This window comes from Superficieibacter sp. 1612_C1 (genome assembly GCF_015234305.1).
Taxonomy (GTDB): domain Bacteria; phylum Pseudomonadota; class Gammaproteobacteria; order Enterobacterales; family Enterobacteriaceae; genus Superficieibacter.
This window is the reverse complement of the sequence record NZ_JADGMI010000003.1, coordinates 505,189-525,489: the sequence shown is the minus strand read 5'-3', so window position 1 is coordinate 525,489 and position 20,301 is coordinate 505,189. Positions and strand designations below refer to the sequence as shown.

Below are 20,301 nucleotides of genomic sequence, written 5' to 3'. Positions count from 1 at the left end.
TTTTATAAAATGTCGCAATACGGATTGTTATGCGTCAGCTTAACTTTTTAGCACCCCTTTAACCGCGGGCTTTTTAATTCTCCTGGCATTTTTTTTGCTCGTATTTTTATGTTTCTCAACGCTGCATATATTTTTTTGTAATTTAACGAATACTTAATTATTACGCTGTTTATCTTTAGCGAATATCCTCAAAAGTTGTATCTCTAATTCAGCATTTATGCTGCTAAAAAGGACACTCATCAACCAGTTGATGCAGAACTATACAATACGCTTTAGCCCTTAGCCTGGCTTCTCCTGCTTTAAACAACGCCATGTACATTTTCTCCTCTCCTTAATAAAAACGTGACCTCCACTTTAAGTTTGCCTTACGGAAAAATATTATCGTCATCACTAAATATTAGGTTTTTGCGATAAAAAGTCGGTTGCTAATGTCGTATGATTCATGCAACGTAATCACTTCTTTTATCAAAGTATCCATTTTGGGGCTCAGGCACATAAAATGCAGGGATATTAGGCTGAAATGAACCATAGCGTGCAACGCAAGGTGCTGAGAGTCCTCGGGATCATCATGGTAGTTTTACTGCCGGTGATGCTTGCGCTATGGTTTGCTCATTTAAGAGCCGTTTCAGAAACTCGTGACCAGCTGCGCTCATTTGCGCAACTTGCTCTCAATAAAACGGAAAAAGTAATTCGTCAGGCCGATCTGGCACGCGATGCCGCAGAGCAATTCCGCGGTGACATTTGCAGCGTCCGCCATCAGCAACAAATGCTGAATATCGTTCATGGCCGACTATACGTTGATGATTTAATCTACGCCGAGGGCGATCGTTTTTTATGCTCGACGTCTCTTCGTCCTGCACAATCCTATCTGATGCCGAGACAGAATTACTGGCGTAAGCCCGATATCTTTATTTACTACTACCGTGATACCCCGTTTTACCCTGGCTATAAAATGAACTATATGCGGCGAGGGAATTATGTTGCTGTTATTAATCCTCTCTCCTACAGTGAAGTTATCTCGGAAGATCAGTCCCTGGCGTATGGGGTATACGATACGGTCACCAATGCGTTTTTTTCGGTAAGTGAGCAGGCCGATCCCGCGATATTAAAAAAACTGCTGCTTAATAAAGACTACACCTTTCAGTATAACGGACGCTTTTATACTATTGCGCGATCTGAACGACGGCCAATCGCTATTATTGTCTCAACCGTTTCATCCCGCTTTCATGATAATTTCTACCACCAGGCATCGCTCACGCTCCCTCTGGGAATGATATGCAGTATTCTTATCCTGCTGGTCTGGGCGCGAACGCATCGGGAGTTTAACTCTCCGCGCCGTCTGCTACAGCGCGCGCTTCAGAAACGCCAGCTTCGCCTGCACTATCAGCCTATTATTGATATCAAAAATAACCAGTGCGTTGGCGCAGAAGCGCTATTGCGCTGGCCAGCATTTGAAGGGCAAGTGATGAGTCCGGCGGAATTTATTCCGCTGGCAGAAAAAGAGGGGCTGATTGAGCATGTAACGAATTACGTGGTGGAAGAAGTGTTTACCGATTTAGGCGAGTTTCTTGCCGCGCATCCGCAGCTCTATATCTCAATCAACTTATCGGCTTCGGATTTCCACTCTTCGCGTTTAATCGCGTTAATCTCTGATAAAGCACAAAAATACTCGGTGCTGGCCCAGCAAATCAAAATTGAAGTGACCGAACGTGGGTTTATTGATGTGCCAAAAACCACACCGGTTATTCAGGCGTTTCGTCAGGCTGGCTATGAAGTGGCAATTGATGATTTCGGCACCGGCTATTCTAACCTGCACAATCTCTACTCGCTCAATGTCGATATATTAAAAATCGATAAATCATTTATTGATACCTTAAGCACCAACAATCTGATTGCTGAGCATATTGTTGAAATGGCACAGAGTTTGCGCCTGAAAACCATCGCTGAGGGTGTGGAAACGGCGGAGCAGGTCTCCTGGCTATTGAAACGTGGCGTTCAATACTGTCAGGGCTGGCACTTTGCGAAAGCGATGCCGTCGCACGAGTTTATTCTCTGGCTCCAGCAACCGATAAGGCTGCTGAAGCCGCGTAAGCGTCACGCTGAAATCTGATGGCGATAATCCGTCGGCGTGCGATCAAACTCGCGGCGGAACACGCGGGAAAAGGTCTGCTGGGAGACATAACCCAAATCCATCGCAATATCAAAAATCGGCCGCTGCGTGGTGCGCAACGCCTCCGCTGCCATCAATAAGCGCCGCTGACGGATATAATCACCCAGCGTTTGATGCATCACCGCACGGAACATCCGTTGCAGATACCACTTCGAATAGCCTGATTTTCTGGCAACCATATCGATGTTAAGCGGTTGATCGATATGCTCATCAATCCATTCAATCAGCGTTTGAATAATTTCACGATGCGACATACAGCGTCCTCTTCTCATCATCAGATTCGTCGTTTTCTCTGCGGGCGAGTATAATTCCTCAAGTTAACTTGAGGTAAAGCGGTTTATGGAAAAGAGATCACCCCGGATTAAAGCGATGCTGACGCCCGGCGAGGTTGCCAGACGTAGCGGCGTTGCCGTCTCGGCCCTGCATTTCTATGAAAGCAAAGGGCTGATAAAGAGCGTGCGCAATAGCGGCAATCAACGGCGTTACTCGCGTGATGTGCTGCGATATGTGGCGATTATTAAGATTGCTCAGCGTATTGGCATTCCACTTTCCACCATTGGCGAGTCGTTTGGCGTTCTGCCGGAAGGGCATAATCTGAGCGTCAAAGAGTGGCAGCATCTTTCATCGCAATGGCGAGAAGAGCTGGATCGGCGCATTCATACCCTGGTGGCGTTGCGCGATCAGCTGGATGGCTGTATCGGCTGCGGCTGTCTTTCCCGTCGCGACTGTCCGCTGCGTAACCCCGGCGATAAACTGGGAGAAGAGGGGACCGGCGCACGGCTGCTGGAGGAAGAATAAAGGCCAAACCTCTCCTATAGTTAACAGCTTAACGACAGGAGAAAATTATGCTGAAGGTGCACCATCTGAATCAGTCGCGTTCACAACGCGTGCTCTGGGCGCTAGAAGAATTAAATCAGCCTTATGAGATCGTACGCTACGAGCGCGAAAAAACCATGCTCGCCCCGGAATCCCTTAAAAAGGTGCATCCGCTGGGAAAATCGCCAGTGCTTGAAGATGACGGGCTGATTATTGCCGAATCCGGGGCGATCCTTGAGTATCTCGAAGAGTATTACGATCCCACCCACCAGCTTCAGCCGCAGGATAAAGCGCAGAAATTACAGTATCGTTTCTGGCTGCACTATGCCGAAGGATCGCTGATGCCCCTGCTATTGATGAAGCTGGTCTTCGGGCGGCTGGGTAAACCCCCCGTACCGTTCGGGCTGCGTACACTCGGCAGCGCATTAGGTCAGGGCGTGCAGAAAGCGTACCTGAATAAGCAGATTGAGACGCACGCGCGTTTTATCGAATCTGAACTGGCGCATAAGCCGTGGTTTGCGGGTGACAACCTGAGTATGGCGGATGTGCAGATGAGCTTTCCGGTATTTGCGCTGCTATCGCGCGGCGGCATTGATAATTTGCCGAATCTGCATGCCTGGAAAAAGCGGGTGGAAATGCGTCCGGCATGGAAACACGCTATCGAAAAAGGCGGGCCCTTCACCTTGCCTGGCGAATAGCTTTTTCTAATGGCAAAAGGCCGTTCCTCAAATTGAAAATAATCCGCAATAAAAATGTTGCCAGTTTGCGCATAAACGATAACGTTTGCGCATGCGCTGGCGATTTCTTCACCGTCATAAGCGAAACTTAGCAAAATGCTGCAAAGTTCAGTTGAAAAAGGCGGGTTAAAGGCTGGATAATCGTTTGCCTTTTATTTTGCAGGCCGAGGATGACTGATTTTGTCGCCCTCATTTGCCTGTTGAATAACATTGTTAAGCCGTTTTGTTTGCGCGGAGTTAAACGTTTGCTTTTTACGGTGCTTCTTTACCGTAACGCAGCACAGGGAGATGACGTTTACCTGGCAGTGGATTGTCCACCACGCTAACCAACGAAAGATAAAAAATTCTCAGGGGATGTTTTCTATGTCTACGCCTTCAGCGCGTACCGGCGGTTCACTCGACGCCTGGTTTAAAATTTCTGCTCGCGGCAGTTCCGTTCGTCAGGAGATTCTGGCGGGGTTAACCACTTTTCTGGCGATGGTGTACTCCGTCATTGTGGTTCCAGGAATGCTCGGTAAAGCTGGCTTCCCGCCTGCCGCCGTCTTTGTAGCGACCTGTCTGGTGGCGGGCGTTGGCTCTCTGTTAATGGGCCTGTGGGCCAATCTGCCGCTGGCAATTGGCTGCGCTATCTCTCTGACCGCCTTTACCGCCTTCAGCCTGGTGCTCGGTCAACACATCAGTATTCCGGTGGCGCTGGGTGCGGTCTTCCTGATGGGCGTGCTGTTTACCATTATTTCAGCGACCGGCATTCGTAGCTGGATCCTGCGTAACCTGCCGCAGGGCATTGCACACGGTACCGGGATTGGTATCGGTCTGTTCCTGCTGCTGATCGCCGCCAACGGCGTGGGTCTGGTCATTAAAAACCCGCTGGACGGGCTGCCGGTCACGCTGGGTCATTTCGCCAGCTTCCCGGTGATCATGTCGCTGATTGGTCTGGCGATGATCATCGGCCTCGAAAAACTGAAAGTACCGGGCGGCATTTTGCTGACCATTATCGGTATCTCTATTGTCGGTCTGCTGTTTGATCCGAACGTCCATTTCTCGGGTATTTTTGCCATGCCGTCGCTGAGCGATGAACATGGTAACTCGCTGATTGGTAGCCTGGATATTATGGGCGCGCTGAACCCGGTGGTACTGCCAAGCGTGCTGGCGCTGGTCATGACCGCCGTTTTCGACGCCACCGGCACCATTCGCGCGGTAGCCGGACAGGCGAATTTGCTGGATAAAGACGGGCAGATCATCAACGGCGGCAAAGCGCTGACCACCGACTCCCTGAGCAGCGTCTTCTCCGGCCTGGTCGGTGCGGCTCCGGCAGCGGTCTATATCGAATCTGCGGCAGGGACGGCGGCGGGCGGCAAAACCGGTCTGACGGCAATTGTGGTCGGCGTTCTGTTCCTGCTGATCCTGTTCCTCTCTCCGCTGTCTTACCTGGTTCCGGCCTATGCGACCGCACCGGCGCTGATGTACGTTGGCCTGCTGATGTTAAGCAATGTGGCACGCATCGACTTTGCGGACTTTGTTGATGCCATGTGCGGTCTGATCACCGCCGTCTTTATCGTCCTGACCTGTAACATTGTGACCGGCATTATGATCGGTTTTGCGGCGCTGGTGATTGGCCGTATCGTGTCGGGCGAATGGCGTAAGCTGAACCTTGGCACCGTGATCATTGCGATTGCACTGGTTGTTTTTTATGCAGGTGGCTGGGCTATTTAAGTTAAACGTATTTTTCATGTCTAAAATGGGTGGCTCAGGCCGCCCGTTTTTGTTTTTAAGGCACATCCTGTTTCCCTTCCGTTGACCACAATGTTTTACTATCAAGAGTGCGCAGTGCGCTTGATTCCACACAAAGCAAACAGGGACAGAATGGAAATATTCTTCACAATACTGATTATGACGCTTGTGGTCTCGCTCTCCGGAGTGGTGACCCGCGTTCTTCCTTTTCAAATCCCGCTCCCGCTGATGCAGATCGCCATCGGGGCGCTGCTGGCCTGGCCGACGATTGGCCTGCACGTCGAGTTTGACCCGGAGCTTTTCCTCGTATTATTTATTCCGCCGCTTCTGTTTGCTGACGGCTGGAAAACACCGACCCGCGAATTTCTTGAACATGGACGAGAGATCTTCGGCCTCGCGCTGGCGCTGGTACTGGTCACCGTGGCGGGGATTGGTTTTCTTATCTACTGGATGGTGCCGGGTATCCCGCTGATCCCAGCCTTCGCGCTGGCGGCCGTCCTGTCGCCGACTGATGCCGTGGCGCTTTCCGGTATCGTCGGCGAAGGGCGTATTCCAAAAAAAATCATGGGCATTCTTCAGGGCGAAGCGCTGATGAACGATGCCTCTGGCCTGGTATCGCTGAAATTTGCCGTCGCGGTGGCGATGGGCACCATGGTCTTTACCGTGGGTGGTGCTTCCGTTGAATTTCTGAAGGTGGCGATTGGCGGCCTGCTGGCCGGTTTTGTTGTCAGCTGGCTGTACGGGCGTTCGTTACGCTTTCTCAGCCGCTGGGGCGGTGATGAACCGGCTACCCAAATCGTATTGCTGTTCCTGCTGCCGTTTGCATCCTATCTCATTGCTGAACACGTGGGCGTATCGGGCATCCTGGCGGCGGTGGCGGCAGGGATGACCATTACGCGTTCCGGTGTGATGCGCTCTGCGCCACTGGCCATGCGCCTGCGCGCCAACAGCACCTGGGCGATGCTCGAGTTTGTGTTTAACGGCATGGTATTCCTGCTATTGGGCCTGCAATTGCCGGGTATTCTGGAATCCTCGCTGGCCGCTGCTGAGAGTGACCCGAACGTCGAAACCTGGATGCTGTTCACCGATATTGTGCTGATTTACGCCGCACTGATGTTCGTGCGTTTTGGCTGGCTGTGGACGATGAAAAAATTCAGCCGCCGTTTCCTGAAGAACAAGCCGATGGAGTTTGGATCGTGGAGTACCCGCGAGCTGCTGATTGCTTCGGTTGCTGGCGTGCGCGGGGCCATTACCCTGGCGGGTGTGCTCTCCATTCCGCTATTGCTGCCGGACGGCAGCGGTTTCCCGGCGCGTTATGAACTGGTGTTCCTCGCGGCAGGCGTGATCCTCTTTTCGCTGTTTGTCGGCGTGATTGTTCTGCCGATGCTACTCCAGCGAATTGAAGTTCGCGACCATGCTCAGCAGCAGAAAGAAGAACGGCTGGCCCGTGCCGCCACAGCGGATGTGGCGATTGTCGCCATTGAGAAAATGGAAGAGCGCCTGGCGGCCAATATGGAAGAGAATATTGACGATCAGCTTCTGCGCGAGGTGAGTTCGCGGGTGATTGGTAATCTGCGTCGCCGCGCCGACGGGCGTAATGATGTGGAGCACTCATTCCAGGAGGAGAACCTGGAGCGTCGTTTCCGCCTGGCCGCACTGCGCTCTGAGCGGGCCGAGCTTTACCATCTGCGCGCAACTCGGCAAATCAGCAATGAGACGCTGCAAAAGTTATTGCACGATTTGGATCTGCTGGAAGCACTGCTGGTGGAAAATAAATAACCGCTTTCTCGCCGGGCAGCCCCCGGCGATTATTTTTCCGCCAGCCAGAATCCTTCACAGCAGGTCAGCCACGCTCTGGCACTGTGCGACAAATAGACCCCTTCACGCCAGATCATGCCCAGTTGCCAGCTCAGCTCGCTTTGCAGCGGGATCCAGCGCAGCGTATCTTTATTTAGCCGCTCACAAATCGGCTCGGGTAAAATTGCCAGTCCCACGCCTGCCTGCACCATGGCGGCCAGAAAATCCCACTGCCCGCTACGGACGGCAATTTTGGGTTTTGCATCATGCTGGTCGAAAAGGTGCATAAGCTGGCGGCTGAGGGCAAAATCCTCGTTGTAAATCAGCAGGGGGTGCGCAGCGAGCTGGTGGGGGGAAATCGACTGACAGTTCAGCCACTCGCCCGAGCGGGGAACCAGTACGCAGAGCGGATGGCTAAAAAGCGGCAACGTCGTCAGCCCGCTCTCTTCCTCTACCGGCAGCGCGGTCATGGCGACGTCAAGCTCGCCGTTTATAACCGCCTGCTGCACCGTCAGTCCGCCAAATTCAGAAATTTTTAACTCAACGCCGGGATAGCGCTGGCGAAACAGACTGATGGGGCCAGCCATCAGCACGCCCACCATCGGCGGAATGCCAAGCCTCAATAAGCCTTTATTGAGATGATTGATGTCGCTGAGTTCCGCCTCTAACTGGTTAAACTCATCAAGGATCGCCAGCCCTCTCTCAAACACCACGCGTCCGGTGTCGGTCAGCAGCAGCCTGCGTCCGTCGCGGATCAGCAGCGTGCAGTTAAGCTCATCTTCCAGATTCTTCAGCATTTTACTGATGGTGGGCTGGGTGACAAAAAGCCGCTCCGCCGCGCGGGTGAAGCTCTGCTGGCGTACCACTTCGACAAAATAGCGTAGCGTTCTCAGATCCATGGTTATTCCTTAAAACTATGGGCGCGATGATTTTAATTCATTTTTTTCATCGCCAGCCGCTCACTATAATGCTGGCTCTGATTATATTCCCAGGAATTCTCTTCATGGCTGTGGCCTCCGGGCGCGTTGTGCCTGCTGTCTTTCAACACCTGCAAACTCCGGTGCAGGTTCTACTGTACGCCGGATTTTTCGTGATTGCTGAGTATCTCGTCGCATGGCTGCATTTACCTTTGCCCGCCAATCTGGTGGGCATGCTGATGCTACTCGTGCTGATTGCCTGCCGGGTGATCCCGCTGGCGTGGATCCGCGCAGGCTCACGCTGGTTGCTGGCGGAAATGCTGCTCTTTTTCGTTCCGGCAGTAGTGGCAGTGGTGAATTACGTTCAGCTTCTGATGGTCGACGGCTGGCGTATTTTTGCGGTGATAGCCCTGAGCACGCTAATGGTCCTCGGGGCGACGGCCTGGGTGGTGGATCGGGTGTATCACTACGAAATGCGCAGGCTGAATGATGAATAATCTTCTGCTGAGCCTGATTTGCCTGGCGATGACGCTGGGACTGTATTACGCCAACAAACGGCTGTATCGCCGTTTTCATAAGCTACCGCTGATGCCGCTGGTATTAACCCCCGTTCTGCTGGTGTTGATGCTGGTGGTCGGCCATATTTCGTATCAAAACTACATGGGCGAGTCCCACTGGCTACTGTGGCTGCTGGGACCGGCAACCGTCGCCTTCGCCGTACCGGTTTACGATAACCTGTCGATTATTCGTCGCCACTGGATGTCGCTGTCGGCGGGGGTGATCACCGCAACGGTCGTCGCGGTAACCAGCTCAGTCTGGCTGGCGCGACTGTTTATGCTTCCCGATGAGATCCAGCGCAGCCTGGCGGTACGTTCCGTCACTACGCCGTTTGCGCTGGCAGCGGCAAGACCGCTGGGCGGGCAGCCGGATCTGGTGGCGCTCTTTGTGGTGGTAACAGGCGTGTTTGGCATGGCGGTTGGAGACATGCTTTTTCTGCGTCTCTCTATTCAGGCCGGGATGGCAAAAGGCGCGGGGTTTGGGGCTGCTTCGCACGGAGCGGGGACCGCGCGGTCGTGGGAGTTAGGTCCGCAGGAAGGGGTTATCGCCAGCCTGGTGATGATGCTTTCAGGGATACTGATGGTGCTGATTGCGCCGCTGGTCGCCTGGATGATGTTCTGAAACGCCCCGGCCAGATAGCCGGGGCGATGGGCGTAATTAATCAAACCGCTGACAAAGTGGATTGTCAGGGGAAACACCGGGATTGGGTTCCCGGCGGGAGGCCCAACCCGGTGGTCGCCCCGTGTTCCACGGACGGTTTGTCATCAATCTCATTAATGCGCTTTGCCCTGCTCAATACCAATGCCGGTCTGAGAACGGATAAACTGCGCGCGGAACTGGTCGCACTCCAGTTTACCGGCCGCCGTGTTATCGGTGGCGGAGAAAACCCAGATGCCGATAAAGGCCACGGCGATAGAGAAGAGCGCCGGATATTCATACGGGAAGATGGCTGTTGTGTGGCCGAGGATCTGTACCCAAATGGTTGGGCCGAGGATCATCAGGATCACAGCGGTCAATAAACCCAGCCAGCCGCCAATCATCGCCCCACGCGTAGTGAGTTTCGACCAGTACATCGAGAGCAGAATGATCGGGAAGTTACAGCTGGCGGCAATGGAGAACGCCAGTCCCACCATGAAGGCGATATTCTGGTTCTCGAACAGAATGCCCAGCAGGATCGCCACCACGCCCAGTACCAGCACGGTAATTTTCGATACTCTGAGTTCATCGCGCTCAGATGCGCCTTTGCGGAACACGTTGGCGTACAAGTCGTGCGATACCGCCGATGCGCCCGCCAGCGTCAGGCCAGCCACCACCGCCAGAATGGTCGCGAAGGCCACTGCTGAGATAAAGCCAAGGAACAGGTTGCCACCCACCGCATTCGCCAGATGCACCGCCGCCATGTTATTACCGCCAATCAGGGTGCCCGCCGCATCTTTAAAGGCCGGATTTGCGCCCACCAGCATGATCGCGCCGAAGCCGATAATAAAGGTCAGAATGTAGAAATAACCCATAAAGCCGGTGGCGTAGAACACGCTTTTCCGCGCCTCTTTGGCATCGCTCACCGTAAAGAAACGCATCAGGATATGCGGCAGACCCGCGGTGCCGAACATCAGCCCCAGCCCCAGCGACAGCGCGGAAACCGGATCTTTTACCAGCCCGCCTGGACTCATGATAGCTGCACCTTTCGGGTGTACCGCCATCGCTTCAGAGAACAGGTTACTGAAGCTGAAGCCGACATGTTTCATCACCATAAAGGCCATAAAACTGGCACCGAACAGTAGCAGCACCGCTTTAATGATTTGTACCCAGGTGGTTGCCAGCATGCCGCCGAACAGTACGTACATCACCATCAGCACGCCAACCAGTACCACCGCAATGTGGTAGTTAAGGCCGAACAACAGCTCGATTAACTTACCCGCGCCAACCATCTGCGCGATCAGATAAAGCGCCACCACCACCAGCGAACCGCAGGCGGAAAGAATACGGATAGGGCCCTGCTTCAGGCGATACGAGGCGACGTCTGCGAAGGTGAAACGCCCGAGATTACGCAACCGTTCGGCAATCAGGAACAGAATAATCGGCCAGCCGACCAGGAAGCCGAGTGAGTAGATCAGGCCGTCATAACCGGAGGAGTAAACCAGCGCGGAGATGCCGAGAAATGAGGCCGCCGACATAAAGTCGCCGGCAATCGCCAGCCCGTTCTGGAAGCCGGTGATATTACCGCCCGCGGTGTAGTAGTCGTTGCGCGAGCGCACCCGCTTTGAGGCCCAGTACGTAATATAAAGCGTAAAGGCGACAAAAATCAGGAACATGATTATCGCCTGCCAGTTTGTTGGCTGGCGTTCTACCGCACCGGTAATCGCGTCGGCAGCATTGGCGGCAAAAGGAAGCGTGGCGGCGAGCGCGGTCAGGATCCTCTTCATGATACGTTTACCTCGCGGATGACGGCATTATTCAAACGATCGAATTCACTGTTGGCGCGCCAGACGTATACGCCGGTCAGCACAAATGAAATGACAATGACGCCGATGCCGATGGGAATGCCGCGCGTCACGCTGGTGCCAGCATGCAACGGCGTTCCCAGCCAGCCGGGGGCAAAGGCGATAAGTAAAATAAAGCCGACGTAAATAACCAGCATAATCAGCGAGAGAATAATGGCGAAACGCTGCCGTTTTTCGATCAACTCCCTGAAATGCGCGCTGCTTTCTATCCGCTGATAAATGGTGTCATTCATCACAGAGTCTCCAGAGGTAGGGTAGGTTTTGTTTTAATAACCCTCTCCCTTATCGGGAGAGGGGAGAGGCCTGATTAAGATGGCATCGCCAGGTTCTGCTTCTCTTCGAGCAGTTTTTCCACTACGCCAGGATCGGCCAGCGTCGAGGTATCACCCAGGTTGCTGGTATCACCGGCGGCGATTTTGCGCAGAATACGACGCATGATTTTGCCGGAGCGTGTTTTCGGCAGCGAGTCGGTCCAGTGCAGTACATCCGGCGTCGCCAACGGGCCGATCTCCTTACGCACCCAGTTGCGCACCTCGGTGTACAACGCCGCCGAGGGTTCCTCGCCATGATTGAGGGTGACGTAGGCGTAGATCGCCTGGCCTTTGATATTGTGGGGAATGCCGACCACCGCCGCTTCGGCGATTTTCGGATGCGAGACCAGCGCGGATTCGATCTCTGCCGTGCCCAGGCGGTGTCCTGAGACATTCAGCACATCATCCACGCGTCCGGTGATCCAGAAGTAACCGTCTTCATCGCGACGCGCACCGTCACCGCTGAAATAACAATTTTTAAAGGTCGAGAAGTAGGTTTGTTCGAAACGTTCGTGATCGCCAAACAGCGTGCGTGCCTGACCAGGCCAGGAGTCTGTGATCACCAGGTTGCCTTCGGTTGCCCCTTCCTGCGGATTGCCTTCGTTGTCGACCAGCGCAGGCTGGACGCCAAAGAACGGTCGGGTGGCGGAACCAGCTTTCAGTTCAATCGCACCCGGCAGCGGCGTGATCATGAAACCACCCGTTTCAGTCTGCCACCAGGTATCCATTACCGGGCATTTTTCATTGCCGATCTTTTTCCAGTACCACTCCCAGGCTTCCGGGTTAATCGGCTCGCCGACGGACCCCAGAATACGCAGCGAAGCGCGATCGGTGCCTTCGGTCGCTTTATCCCCTTCAGCCATTAATGCGCGGATGGCGGTGGGCGCGGTATAAAGGATATTAACCTGATGCTTGTCAACGACCTGAGACATGCGCGCTGGGGTCGGCCAGTTTGGCACACCTTCAAACATCAGCGTAGTGGCACCGCAGGCCAGCGGGCCGTAGAGCAAATAGCTGTGGCCGGTGACCCAGCCAACATCGGCGGTGCACCAGTAAACTTCACCAGGATGGTAGTCAAAAACGTATTTAAAGGTGGTCGCGGCATAAACCAGATAGCCCCCGGTAGTGTGCAGCACCCCTTTCGGCTTACCGGTGGAACCAGAGGTATACAGAATGAATAGCGGATCTTCTGCATTCATCTCTTCCGGCTGATGTTCTGCGCTGGCGTTTTCAACCACATCACTCCACCACAGATCGCGCCCCTCCTGCCAGTCGATTTTGCCGCCGGTACGCTTAAGCACAATGACGTGCTCAACGCTTTTTACGTTCGGATTTTTCAGCGCGTCATCGACATTTTTCTTCAGCGGGATGCTGCGTCCGGCGCGCACGCCTTCATCGGCAGTAATGACCAGACGCGAGCTGGAGTCGATAATACGCCCGGCGACGGCTTCGGGTGAGAAACCACCAAAAATAACGGAGTGCACCGCGCCGATACGGGCGCAGGCCAGCATGGCAACAGCCGCTTCCGGCACCATCGGCATATAGATAGCCACAACATCGCCTTTTTTTATTCCCAAATCGACCAGGGTATTGGCAAAGCGGCAAACGTCTTTATGCAGTTCACGATAAGTAATGTGCTTGCTCTGGCTGGCATCATCGCCTTCCCAGATGATTGCGGTTTGATCGCCACGCGTCTGCAAATGACGATCGAGGCAGTTGGCCGCCAGATTTAGCGTGCCGTCTTCGTACCATTTAATAGAGATGTTGCCAGGCGCAAACGAGGTATTCTTTACCTTTTGATAAGGCTTAATCCAGTCGAGGATTTTGCCTTGCTCACCCCAGAAAGCATCAGGATCGGTGATAGATTGCTGGTATTTCTCTTTGTACTGCTCCGGGTTTATCAGGCAGTTTTCCGCAATATTTGCGGGAATGGCGTGTTTATGGATTTGGCTCATGGCTTTTTTTCTCCTTGTAAGATGTTAATGATATGTCACGTAAACGTTAATTACAGGAGGGAGGATGAGCTTTGTTTATTTTTTGGGCGGCAGATCACGCATTAAATGTAGTGTTTGAAAAAACAGCAAACGGATCTTTGAAGGTTAATAGTTTATAGAGGGAATTATTAAAAACTCAGCAGTAAATTATTTATTTATAACAAAAGGTTATAGAACGTAACAGCCCATAAACTGACTTAACATCTGCATTTTGCTCCAACCACGCCGTCGGGAAGGGGTTGCGCAGCATAGGCTGCAAGTGGTACTGATGACACGCGCTAAAAATCCTAAAAAAGGACGCGACACAATTTCATACCGTTCACCCGGTCTCATTCACATTTTGAATGGGGCGGCTCGTTAAGGAAGTCCGTTATTATGAAAATTTTTAAACTCAGCCTGGCATGGCAGATTTTGCTGGCCCTTGTGCTGGGCATCCTGCTGGGAAGCTATCTGCATTACCATAGCGATAGCCGCGAATGGCTTATCGCCAACCTTCTTTCTCCGGCGGGTGATATCTTTATTCACCTCATCAAGATGATAGTCGTCCCTATTGTTATTTCCACTTTAATTGTGGGAATTGCGGGCGTGGGCGATGCAAAACAGCTTGGCCGCATCGGCGCAAAGACGATTCTCTATTTCGAAGCGATCACCACAATCGCCATTGTTATTGGTATTACGCTGGCGAACGTGTTTCAGCCGGGCGCGGGTATTGATATGGCGCAGCTGGCCACGGTGGATATTTCAAAATACCAGAGCACGACGGCGGAAGTACAAAGTCATGCGCATGGTTTGATGGGGACGATCCTGTCGCTGGTGCCAACCAATATTATCGCCTCAATGGCAAAAGGCGATATGCTGGCGATTATCTTCTTCTCGGTGCTGTTTGGCCTGGGGCTTTCTTCGCTGCCCGCCACGCACCGTGAGCCGCTGGTCACCGTATTTCGCTCGATTTCAGAAACCATGTTTAAAGTGACCCATATGGTGATGCGTTATGCGCCAGTCGGGGTATTCGCGCTCATTTCGGTGACGGTGGCTAACTTTGGTTTCGCCTCGCTGTGGCCGCTGGCGAAGCTGGTGATCCTGGTGCATTTTGCCATTATCTTTTTTGCGCTGGTGGTGCTCGGCGCAGTCGCCCGGGTGTGTAAGCTCAGTATCTGGACGCTGATCCGCATTCTGAAAGACGAGCTGATTCTGGCCTATTCAACCGCCAGTTCCGAGAGCGTTCTGCCGCGCATTATTGAGAAGATGGAAGCCTACGGTGCGCCAGCGTCTATTACCAGTTTCGTGGTGCCGACCGGCTACTCCTTTAACCTCGATGGTTCAACCCTATATCAGAGTATTGCGGCCATCTTTATTGCTCAGCTTTACGGTATCGATCTCTCCCTCGGCCAGGAAATTATCCTCGTGCTGACGCTGATGGTCACGTCGAAGGGCATTGCTGGCGTGCCGGGCGTTTCTTTTGTGGTGCTGTTAGCCACGCTTGGCAGCGTCGGTATTCCGCTGGAAGGGCTGGCCTTTATTGCCGGTGTTGACCGTATTCTCGATATGGCGCGTACCGCGCTTAACGTGGTAGGTAACGCGCTGGCCGTGCTGGTTATCGCCAAGTGGGAACATCAATTTGACCGTAAAAAAGCGCTGGCCTACGAGCGCGACATGCTGGGCAAATTTGACAAGACTGCCGATCAATAATTAAGGGGTGCATTAAGACCTCTGCTCCAGACAAGAACAGGCGGGTTTCCCCGCCTGTTGAGTTTAACCAGCCTTACAGGCTAATTTCGCCGCCACTTCCTGATGCTCGCTCTTTATTGTTAACTCGCATAATCTTCCGCGATTAATAAAGGTAAAGATCACTATGGTCAGACAAACCACGAATAACATGGCTAACACATATTTCAATGGCGTCATGCCTTTTACTCCTTGCAAACCTAAGGGTAAGAGGCTAATCTCAACTTGTTGGGAGTTGAGGGATAGCCTCGGGTTAATGGAAACATTGCCCGGGGCTTTCTGCTTTCTGTCCCTCAATCATGCTTAAGACAGAAAGCCTTAAGCACCCGCGAAGTATGATATTCTTTTTAATCAGGAATTAAAGGAAAAGCGTAATGTAATTTACGCGGTGAAAATTACATTAGTTTCTGAATCAGGTTCACAAATATATTATATATAGGGTGAATATTTTCCGTGGGACTTAATAGAATTACAAATAGAACGGGTGCATTAAGACCTCTGCTCCAGACAAGAACAGGCGGGTTGCCCCGCCTGCTGAGTTTAACCAGCCGTACAGGCCAGCTTCGCCGCCACCTCCTGATGTTTACTCTTTATCGTTAACTCGCAAAGCCTGCCGCGATTAATAAAGGTAAAGATCACTATGGTCAGACAAACCACAACTAAAATGGCTAACACATATTTCAATGGCGTCATGCCTTTTACTCCTTGCAAACCTAAGGGTAAGAGGCTAATCTCAACTTGTCGGAGTTGAGGGATAGCCTCGGGTTAATGGAAACATTGCCCGGGGCTTTCTGCTTTCTGTCCCTCAATCATGCTTAAGACAGAAAGCCTTAAGCACCCGCGAAGTATCATATTCTTTTTAATCAGAAATTAAAGAAAAAGCGTAATGTAATTTCTGTAATACAATTACATTTAACTGGAATAATGCTCGCAAAAATAAATTATCAATAAATACTGTAAATAAAAAAGCGGCGAATATTCTCGCCGCTTTTATTATTACTACTCGTAAGCCGAAGCGTTAGCCCATTGCGCTCTCGCGCAGGCTGGCTTTCAGTTTGTTATACTCGTCAATCACATACTGCTCGGCAGCCTGCTGATCGGCAATCCGCTCAACGTTGACCGCGCAGTATTTGTACTCCGGCGTTTTGGTAATCGGGCTGAGGTTTTCAGTGACCAGCTCGTTACAGGCACCAATCCACCACTGGTAGGTCATGTAAATCGCCCCTTTGTTCGGACGATCGCTGACCTGCGCACGGGTGATGATCCGGCCCTTACGCGAGTTAACCCACACCAGCGCTTCATCCTCAATGCCCAGACGCGCCGCGTCGGCAGTGTTGATTTGCGCATAGCCCGGTTCGTCCGCCAGCGCGGCCAGGGCGGCACAGTTGCCGGTCATTGAACGACAGGAGTAGTGGCCGACTTCACGCACGGTGGAGAGCACCATCGGGTACTCGTCGGTGAGTTTGTCGATCGGCGCGACCCAGTCGCAGGTGAAGAACTGCGCCAGACCGTTCGGGGTATCGAACTTCTCTTTAAAGAGATAAGACGTTCCCTGATCGGCATCCGACGTGTCGCGGCACGGCCACTGGATATAGCCCAGTTCGCCCATCTTCTCGTAGGTCGCCCCGTAGAAATCCGGACACAGATTGCGCAACTCATCCCAGATCTCCTGGGTGTTGTTGTAGTGCATCGGATAACCCATGCGGGTGGAGATTTCACTAATGATCTGCCAGTCGGTTTTCAGATCCCACTTCGGCTCAACGGCTTTAAAGAAGCGCTGGAAGCCACGGTCAGCGGCAGAGAAAACGCCTTCATGCTCGCCCCATGACGTAGACGGTAAAATAACGTCTGCGGCAGCGGCGGTTTTAGTCATGAAGATATCCTGCACAATGACCAGTTCCAGATCTTCGAAACCCTTACGCACGGCGGACAGTTCCGCATCCGTCTGGAGCGGATCTTCACCCATGATATACGCCGCGCGTACTTCGCCATGCGCCGCCCGGTGCGGCAGTTCGCTGATACGATAGCCGGTATGCGCAGGCAGACTTTCCACGCCCCACGCTTTGGCAAATTTCTCGCGGTTTTCCGGGAACTTCACATACTGGTAGCCGGGGTAGGTATCCGGAAGTGCGCCCATATCACACGCGCCCTGTACGTTGTTCTGACCGCGAACCGGGTTAACGCCCACGCTCGGCTTGCCGAGGTTACCGGTCAGCATCGCGAGACTGGTCAGGGAACGCACGGTTTCCACGCCCTGATAGAACTGGGTTACGCCCATGCCCCACAGGATCGCCGCACTTTTCGCGCCGGCATACATCCGTGCCGCCTGACGAATGTCGTGCGCGCTCACGCCGGTGATATCCTCAACGGATTCCGGAGTATAGCCTTCGACAATTTTGCGATACTCTTCAAAACCTTCGGTACGATTGGCGATAAACGCCTGGTCATACAGGTTTTCTTCAATAATGACATGACCCATAGCGTTGAGCAGCGCGATATTCGAGCCGTTTTTCAATGCGATGTGCATATCAGCAATGCGCGCGGTTTCAATTTTGCGCGGATCGCAGACGATGATTTTTGCCCCGTTGCGTTTAGCGTTAATCACATGATTCGCCACGATGGGGTGAGAGTCTGCCGGGTTGTACCCAAAGACGAACACTAAGTCCGTGTTATCAATCTCATTGATGGCATTACTCATTGCGCCGTTACCGACCGACTGGTGCAGACCTGCAACCGATGGGCCGTGTCAGACGCGAGCGCAGCAGTCGACGTTGTTAGTACCAATCGCCGCGCGCGCAAATTTTTGCATTACATAGTTGGTTTCATTACCGGTGCCGCGAGAGGAGCCGGTAGTCTGGATGGCGTCCGGGCCGTATTTCGCTTTGATCGCGCTCAGTTTGTCGGCGACATAATTCAGCGCTTCGTCCCAGGAGACGGACTCCAGCTTGCCGCCACGCTGGCGACGGATCATAGGGGTTTTCAGGCGCGGGGTCAGGATCTGGGTATCGTTGATAAAATCCCAGCCGTAATAGCCTTTCAGACACAGAGTACCCTGGTTGGTTTTCCCCTGCGCCGCCTCCGCCCTGACGATCTTGCCGTTATCGACCACCAGATTGATTTTGCAACCTGATGCGCAATACGGGCAAACCGTGACGACTTTTTTCATCGGTCATGCTCCAGTTAATCAAATCGCGCCTACGCGCTTGTCACCCCCCACTATGCATCTTTTATGCCATATTTTTACTGGGGATATTCACTGATATTACGCCTGGAATTTGGTCAGAATGCTGACGAAAAACAGGATGTCGTCATATTTGACGTGTCGAAAAGCTGACCGTGTGACGGGAGGCATACCAAAATCTGCTGCGCAGACTGACAACACGTCAGCCTGCTATAAATATGTGTCTGGGAGAGAGAGCGGCAGCCCATTACCCGAGCGCAGCGGCGGCAGGCTGTGCTAAATAGCGACTACGGGCCAGCGTTGCGGCTCCCAGCGCGCCATTGAAGGAGGAGGATGAAGCCGTAATGAAGCGCACCGCCTGGTAGGGCAGCGGTCGACGAAGATGGGTACCAGTCAGCGCGATCAGCGTCTCACGCGGAAAAGCGGACATATCCATGACGCCGCCGCCAAGGATCACTGCATCCGGATCGAACAGATTGATGCTGGTGGCAATAGCGCGGGCGGCATGTTGCAGGAGGTGCTGAACAAACGGCTCTTCAACAGCATGAATAAACAATTCCCCGAGTTCATAGTCGCGCGGCTGCTGTAAGTACCAGCGTTGCAGCGCCACGCCGGAGCATACGGTTTCGAGGCAGCCGGCATTGCCACAGCCGCAGCGCTGGGACATATCACCCTGTGGAATATGTCCCAGCTCCCCCGCGACGCCGTGCGCTCCGGTCCACGGTGCGCCGTTCAGCCAGATGGCGAATCCCATGCCGGTCCCCAGGTACGCTGCCAGTACCTGTTGATCCTGGAGGTCATTCTCCTGCACGTCGAATGACAGCTGAAGATTCACATCGCGGGCAAACGTCACCGGACAACCCAGATCCTGCTCCAGCCGGTCAGCGAGACCTCGCAGTTCGTTCATATCCAGCGGCAAGTTGGGCGTGGAGATAATCGTGCGCCCGTCTTTACCGACCAGCGCCGGAAACCCCATCACCAGGCCGTGACAGCGGGCAGAAAAGGCCTGCAACTGCGCCTGAATCAGCGAGACGATCCCTGCCTGAACGCCACCGGCAATCACCTCCGCCGTACGGTGCTTCTCGCTGTGGAGTACCGAACCATCATCGCGTTGCAGGCAGAACCGAATATGCGTCGCCCCCATATCCACGCCTGCGACAACGTTATGCTCTTCTCGCATGAGGAAATACCTCGTTTTTGGCGGCCAGGATGTGTTCAGCCATCACGGACCAGGCGTCGTCGATCTGTTCGGCATGATTAAACAGCCCTGACGTGCCGACAATAAAGACATCCGCACCCGCCGCCATCAGCTGCTGATAAGTGCCCTGATTACAGGAGCCGTCGACCTCAATCTCATAATTCAGGCCTGCGCGCTCGCGCCAGGCTTTCAGCTCGCTGATTTTCGCCAGCATTTCCGGGATAAACGGCTGACCGGCAAAGCCGGGATCGACCGTCATTACGGTGATCTTATCGGCCTTATGGATGTAATACTTCATGGCCTCCACCGGCGTCTCAGGGTTAAGGATCAGGCCAACCTTCATGTTGTGGCGGCGGATCTCCTCGATCAAACGGAACGCCTGACCGTTGATGGTCTCCGGATGCAGGGTAATAAAATCTGCGCCGGCGCGCGCCAGCTGGCCGATATAATCCTGCGGACGGGTCACCATCAGGTGACAATCCAGCGGTTTGCTGGCGAGCTTTTTCACCTGGCTGACGAAAAACGGCGAGAGCGTCAGATTGGGGACAAAGTGACCGTCCATAATATCGATATGGAAGTAGTCCGCGTGCTGGTCGATAAATTCAATCTGCTCCTGAAACTTCAGCAGATCCATACACATCAGAGAGGGGGAAATTTTCATCATT

General features: G+C 53.3%; 18 protein-coding genes. 8 read left to right on the top strand and 10 right to left on the bottom strand.

What is annotated here, in order from left to right:
• Positions 1 to 520: 520 nt before the first annotated feature.
• The gene (locus tag INT84_RS13660; protein ID WP_194207214.1) at positions 521 to 2,110 is read left to right on the top strand and encodes an EAL domain-containing protein; all 1,590 of its coding nucleotides are present in this window, start codon (positions 521 to 523) and stop codon (positions 2,108 to 2,110) included.
• On the opposite strand, the gene soxS is transcribed toward INT84_RS13660, so the two are convergent.
• Complete coding sequence (gene soxS, locus INT84_RS13655) at positions 2,095 to 2,424, bottom strand: superoxide response transcriptional regulator SoxS (protein WP_176920880.1); 330 nt, start codon at positions 2,422 to 2,424, stop codon at positions 2,095 to 2,097. The two genes, INT84_RS13660 and soxS, sit on opposite strands and share 16 nt — an antisense overlap.
• An 85-nt stretch (positions 2,425 to 2,509) precedes the next feature.
• On the opposite strand from soxS, the gene soxR reads away from it, so the two are divergent.
• The 4 genes from soxR to INT84_RS13635 all read left to right on the top strand — a co-directional run bounded on the left by soxR (position 2,510) and on the right by INT84_RS13635 (position 7,233).
• Positions 2,510 to 2,968, top strand: a complete 459-nt coding sequence (gene soxR, locus INT84_RS13650) for a redox-sensitive transcriptional activator SoxR (RefSeq protein WP_176920879.1) — start codon at positions 2,510 to 2,512, stop codon at positions 2,966 to 2,968.
• A 47-nt stretch (positions 2,969 to 3,015) separates the two neighbouring features.
• A complete protein-coding gene (locus tag INT84_RS13645; protein ID WP_194207213.1) occupies positions 3,016 to 3,684 on the top strand; it encodes a glutathione S-transferase family protein in 669 nt (222 codons plus the stop codon).
• A gap of 402 nt (positions 3,685 to 4,086) precedes the next feature.
• Complete coding sequence (locus INT84_RS13640) at positions 4,087 to 5,436, top strand: NCS2 family permease (RefSeq protein WP_194207212.1); 1,350 nt, start codon at positions 4,087 to 4,089, stop codon at positions 5,434 to 5,436.
• A 150-nt stretch (positions 5,437 to 5,586) separates the two neighbouring features.
• Positions 5,587 to 7,233 (top strand): Na+/H+ antiporter, encoded by a 1,647-nt coding sequence (locus tag INT84_RS13635; RefSeq protein WP_194207211.1) that lies wholly within the window; start codon positions 5,587 to 5,589, stop codon positions 7,231 to 7,233.
• 29 nt (positions 7,234 to 7,262) lie between these two features.
• Here INT84_RS13635 and INT84_RS13630 read toward each other — a convergent pair whose 3' ends face one another.
• Complete coding sequence (locus INT84_RS13630; RefSeq protein WP_194207210.1) at positions 7,263 to 8,150, bottom strand: LysR family transcriptional regulator; 888 nt, start codon at positions 8,148 to 8,150, stop codon at positions 7,263 to 7,265.
• Positions 8,151 to 8,254: 104 nt separating this feature from the next.
• On the opposite strand from INT84_RS13630, the gene INT84_RS13625 reads away from it, so the two are divergent.
• A complete protein-coding gene (locus INT84_RS13625) occupies positions 8,255 to 8,665 on the top strand; it encodes a CidA/LrgA family protein (RefSeq protein WP_176920874.1) in 411 nt (136 codons plus the stop codon).
• On the top strand, positions 8,658 to 9,347 hold the full coding sequence (locus INT84_RS13620; protein WP_176920912.1) for an LrgB family protein: 690 nt from the start codon (positions 8,658 to 8,660) through the stop codon (positions 9,345 to 9,347). Before INT84_RS13625 ends, INT84_RS13620 begins: the two co-directional genes overlap by 8 nt.
• Before the next feature lie 152 nt (positions 9,348 to 9,499).
• Here the strand turns inward: INT84_RS13620 and actP are convergent, their stop codons facing one another.
• The 3 genes from actP to acs all read right to left on the bottom strand — a co-directional run bounded on the left by actP (position 9,500) and on the right by acs (position 13,493).
• Positions 9,500 to 11,149: a cation/acetate symporter ActP gene (gene actP / locus INT84_RS13615; RefSeq protein ID WP_194207209.1), complete on the bottom strand. Its 1,650-nt coding sequence runs from the start codon at positions 11,147 to 11,149 to the stop codon at positions 9,500 to 9,502.
• Complete coding sequence (locus INT84_RS13610) at positions 11,146 to 11,460, bottom strand: DUF485 domain-containing protein (RefSeq protein ID WP_176920872.1); 315 nt, start codon at positions 11,458 to 11,460, stop codon at positions 11,146 to 11,148. The genes actP and INT84_RS13610 overlap by 4 nt, the downstream gene beginning before the upstream one ends.
• Positions 11,461 to 11,534: 74 nt before the next feature.
• Complete coding sequence (acs, locus tag INT84_RS13605) at positions 11,535 to 13,493, bottom strand: acetate--CoA ligase (protein ID WP_194207208.1); 1,959 nt, start codon at positions 13,491 to 13,493, stop codon at positions 11,535 to 11,537.
• A gap of 414 nt (positions 13,494 to 13,907) precedes the next feature.
• Here acs and gltP point away from each other — a divergent pair, with 414 nt between their 5' ends.
• Entirely contained in the window at positions 13,908 to 15,221 is a 1,314-nt protein-coding gene (gltP, locus tag INT84_RS13600; protein WP_194207207.1) for a glutamate/aspartate:proton symporter GltP, read from the top strand.
• 63 nt (positions 15,222 to 15,284) lie between these two features.
• Here the strand turns inward: gltP and INT84_RS13595 are convergent, their stop codons facing one another.
• The 5 genes from INT84_RS13595 to alsE all read right to left on the bottom strand — a co-directional run bounded on the left by INT84_RS13595 (position 15,285) and on the right by alsE (position 20,297).
• Positions 15,285 to 15,437, bottom strand: a complete 153-nt coding sequence (locus tag INT84_RS13595; protein WP_194207206.1) for a Hok/Gef family protein — start codon at positions 15,435 to 15,437, stop codon at positions 15,285 to 15,287.
• A 360-nt stretch (positions 15,438 to 15,797) separates the two neighbouring features.
• Complete coding sequence (locus INT84_RS13590) at positions 15,798 to 15,950, bottom strand: Hok/Gef family protein (RefSeq protein WP_194207205.1); 153 nt, start codon at positions 15,948 to 15,950, stop codon at positions 15,798 to 15,800.
• Between the two features lie 325 nt (positions 15,951 to 16,275).
• On the bottom strand, positions 16,276 to 18,423 hold the full coding sequence (fdhF, locus tag INT84_RS13585; protein WP_176918802.1) for a formate dehydrogenase subunit alpha: 2,148 nt from the start codon (positions 18,421 to 18,423) through the stop codon (positions 16,276 to 16,278).
• A 262-nt stretch (positions 18,424 to 18,685) separates the two neighbouring features.
• Positions 18,686 to 19,618, bottom strand: a complete 933-nt coding sequence (gene alsK, locus INT84_RS13580) for an allose kinase (protein ID WP_194207204.1) — start codon at positions 19,616 to 19,618, stop codon at positions 18,686 to 18,688.
• Positions 19,602 to 20,297, bottom strand: coding sequence for a D-allulose 6-phosphate 3-epimerase (alsE, locus tag INT84_RS13575; RefSeq protein ID WP_194207295.1), 696 nt, complete (start codon positions 20,295 to 20,297; stop codon positions 19,602 to 19,604). Before alsE ends, alsK begins: the two co-directional genes overlap by 17 nt.
• Positions 20,298 to 20,301: the final 4 nt, after the last annotated feature.

Coding starts and splice junctions, on each gene's coding strand:
- INT84_RS13660 (WP_194207214.1), top strand. CDS start 521: ATGAACCATAGCGTGCAACGCAAGGTGCTGAGAGTCCTCGGGATCATC.
- soxS (WP_176920880.1), bottom strand. CDS start 2,424: ATGTCGCATCGTGAAATTATTCAAACGCTGATTGAATGGATTGATGAG.
- soxR (WP_176920879.1), top strand. CDS start 2,510: ATGGAAAAGAGATCACCCCGGATTAAAGCGATGCTGACGCCCGGCGAG.
- INT84_RS13645 (WP_194207213.1), top strand. CDS start 3,016: ATGCTGAAGGTGCACCATCTGAATCAGTCGCGTTCACAACGCGTGCTC.
- INT84_RS13640 (WP_194207212.1), top strand. CDS start 4,087: ATGTCTACGCCTTCAGCGCGTACCGGCGGTTCACTCGACGCCTGGTTT.
- INT84_RS13635 (WP_194207211.1), top strand. CDS start 5,587: ATGGAAATATTCTTCACAATACTGATTATGACGCTTGTGGTCTCGCTC.
- INT84_RS13630 (WP_194207210.1), bottom strand. CDS start 8,150: ATGGATCTGAGAACGCTACGCTATTTTGTCGAAGTGGTACGCCAGCAG.
- INT84_RS13625 (WP_176920874.1), top strand. CDS start 8,255: ATGGCTGTGGCCTCCGGGCGCGTTGTGCCTGCTGTCTTTCAACACCTG.
- INT84_RS13620 (WP_176920912.1), top strand. CDS start 8,658: ATGAATAATCTTCTGCTGAGCCTGATTTGCCTGGCGATGACGCTGGGA.
- actP (WP_194207209.1), bottom strand. CDS start 11,149: ATGAAGAGGATCCTGACCGCGCTCGCCGCCACGCTTCCTTTTGCCGCC.
- INT84_RS13610 (WP_176920872.1), bottom strand. CDS start 11,460: ATGAATGACACCATTTATCAGCGGATAGAAAGCAGCGCGCATTTCAGG.
- acs (WP_194207208.1), bottom strand. CDS start 13,493: ATGAGCCAAATCCATAAACACGCCATTCCCGCAAATATTGCGGAAAAC.
- gltP (WP_194207207.1), top strand. CDS start 13,908: ATGAAAATTTTTAAACTCAGCCTGGCATGGCAGATTTTGCTGGCCCTT.
- INT84_RS13595 (WP_194207206.1), bottom strand. CDS start 15,437: ATGACGCCATTGAAATATGTGTTAGCCATGTTATTCGTGGTTTGTCTG.
- INT84_RS13590 (WP_194207205.1), bottom strand. CDS start 15,950: ATGACGCCATTGAAATATGTGTTAGCCATTTTAGTTGTGGTTTGTCTG.
- alsK (WP_194207204.1), bottom strand. CDS start 19,618: ATGCGAGAAGAGCATAACGTTGTCGCAGGCGTGGATATGGGGGCGACG.
- alsE (WP_194207295.1), bottom strand. CDS start 20,297: ATGAAAATTTCCCCCTCTCTGATGTGTATGGATCTGCTGAAGTTTCAG.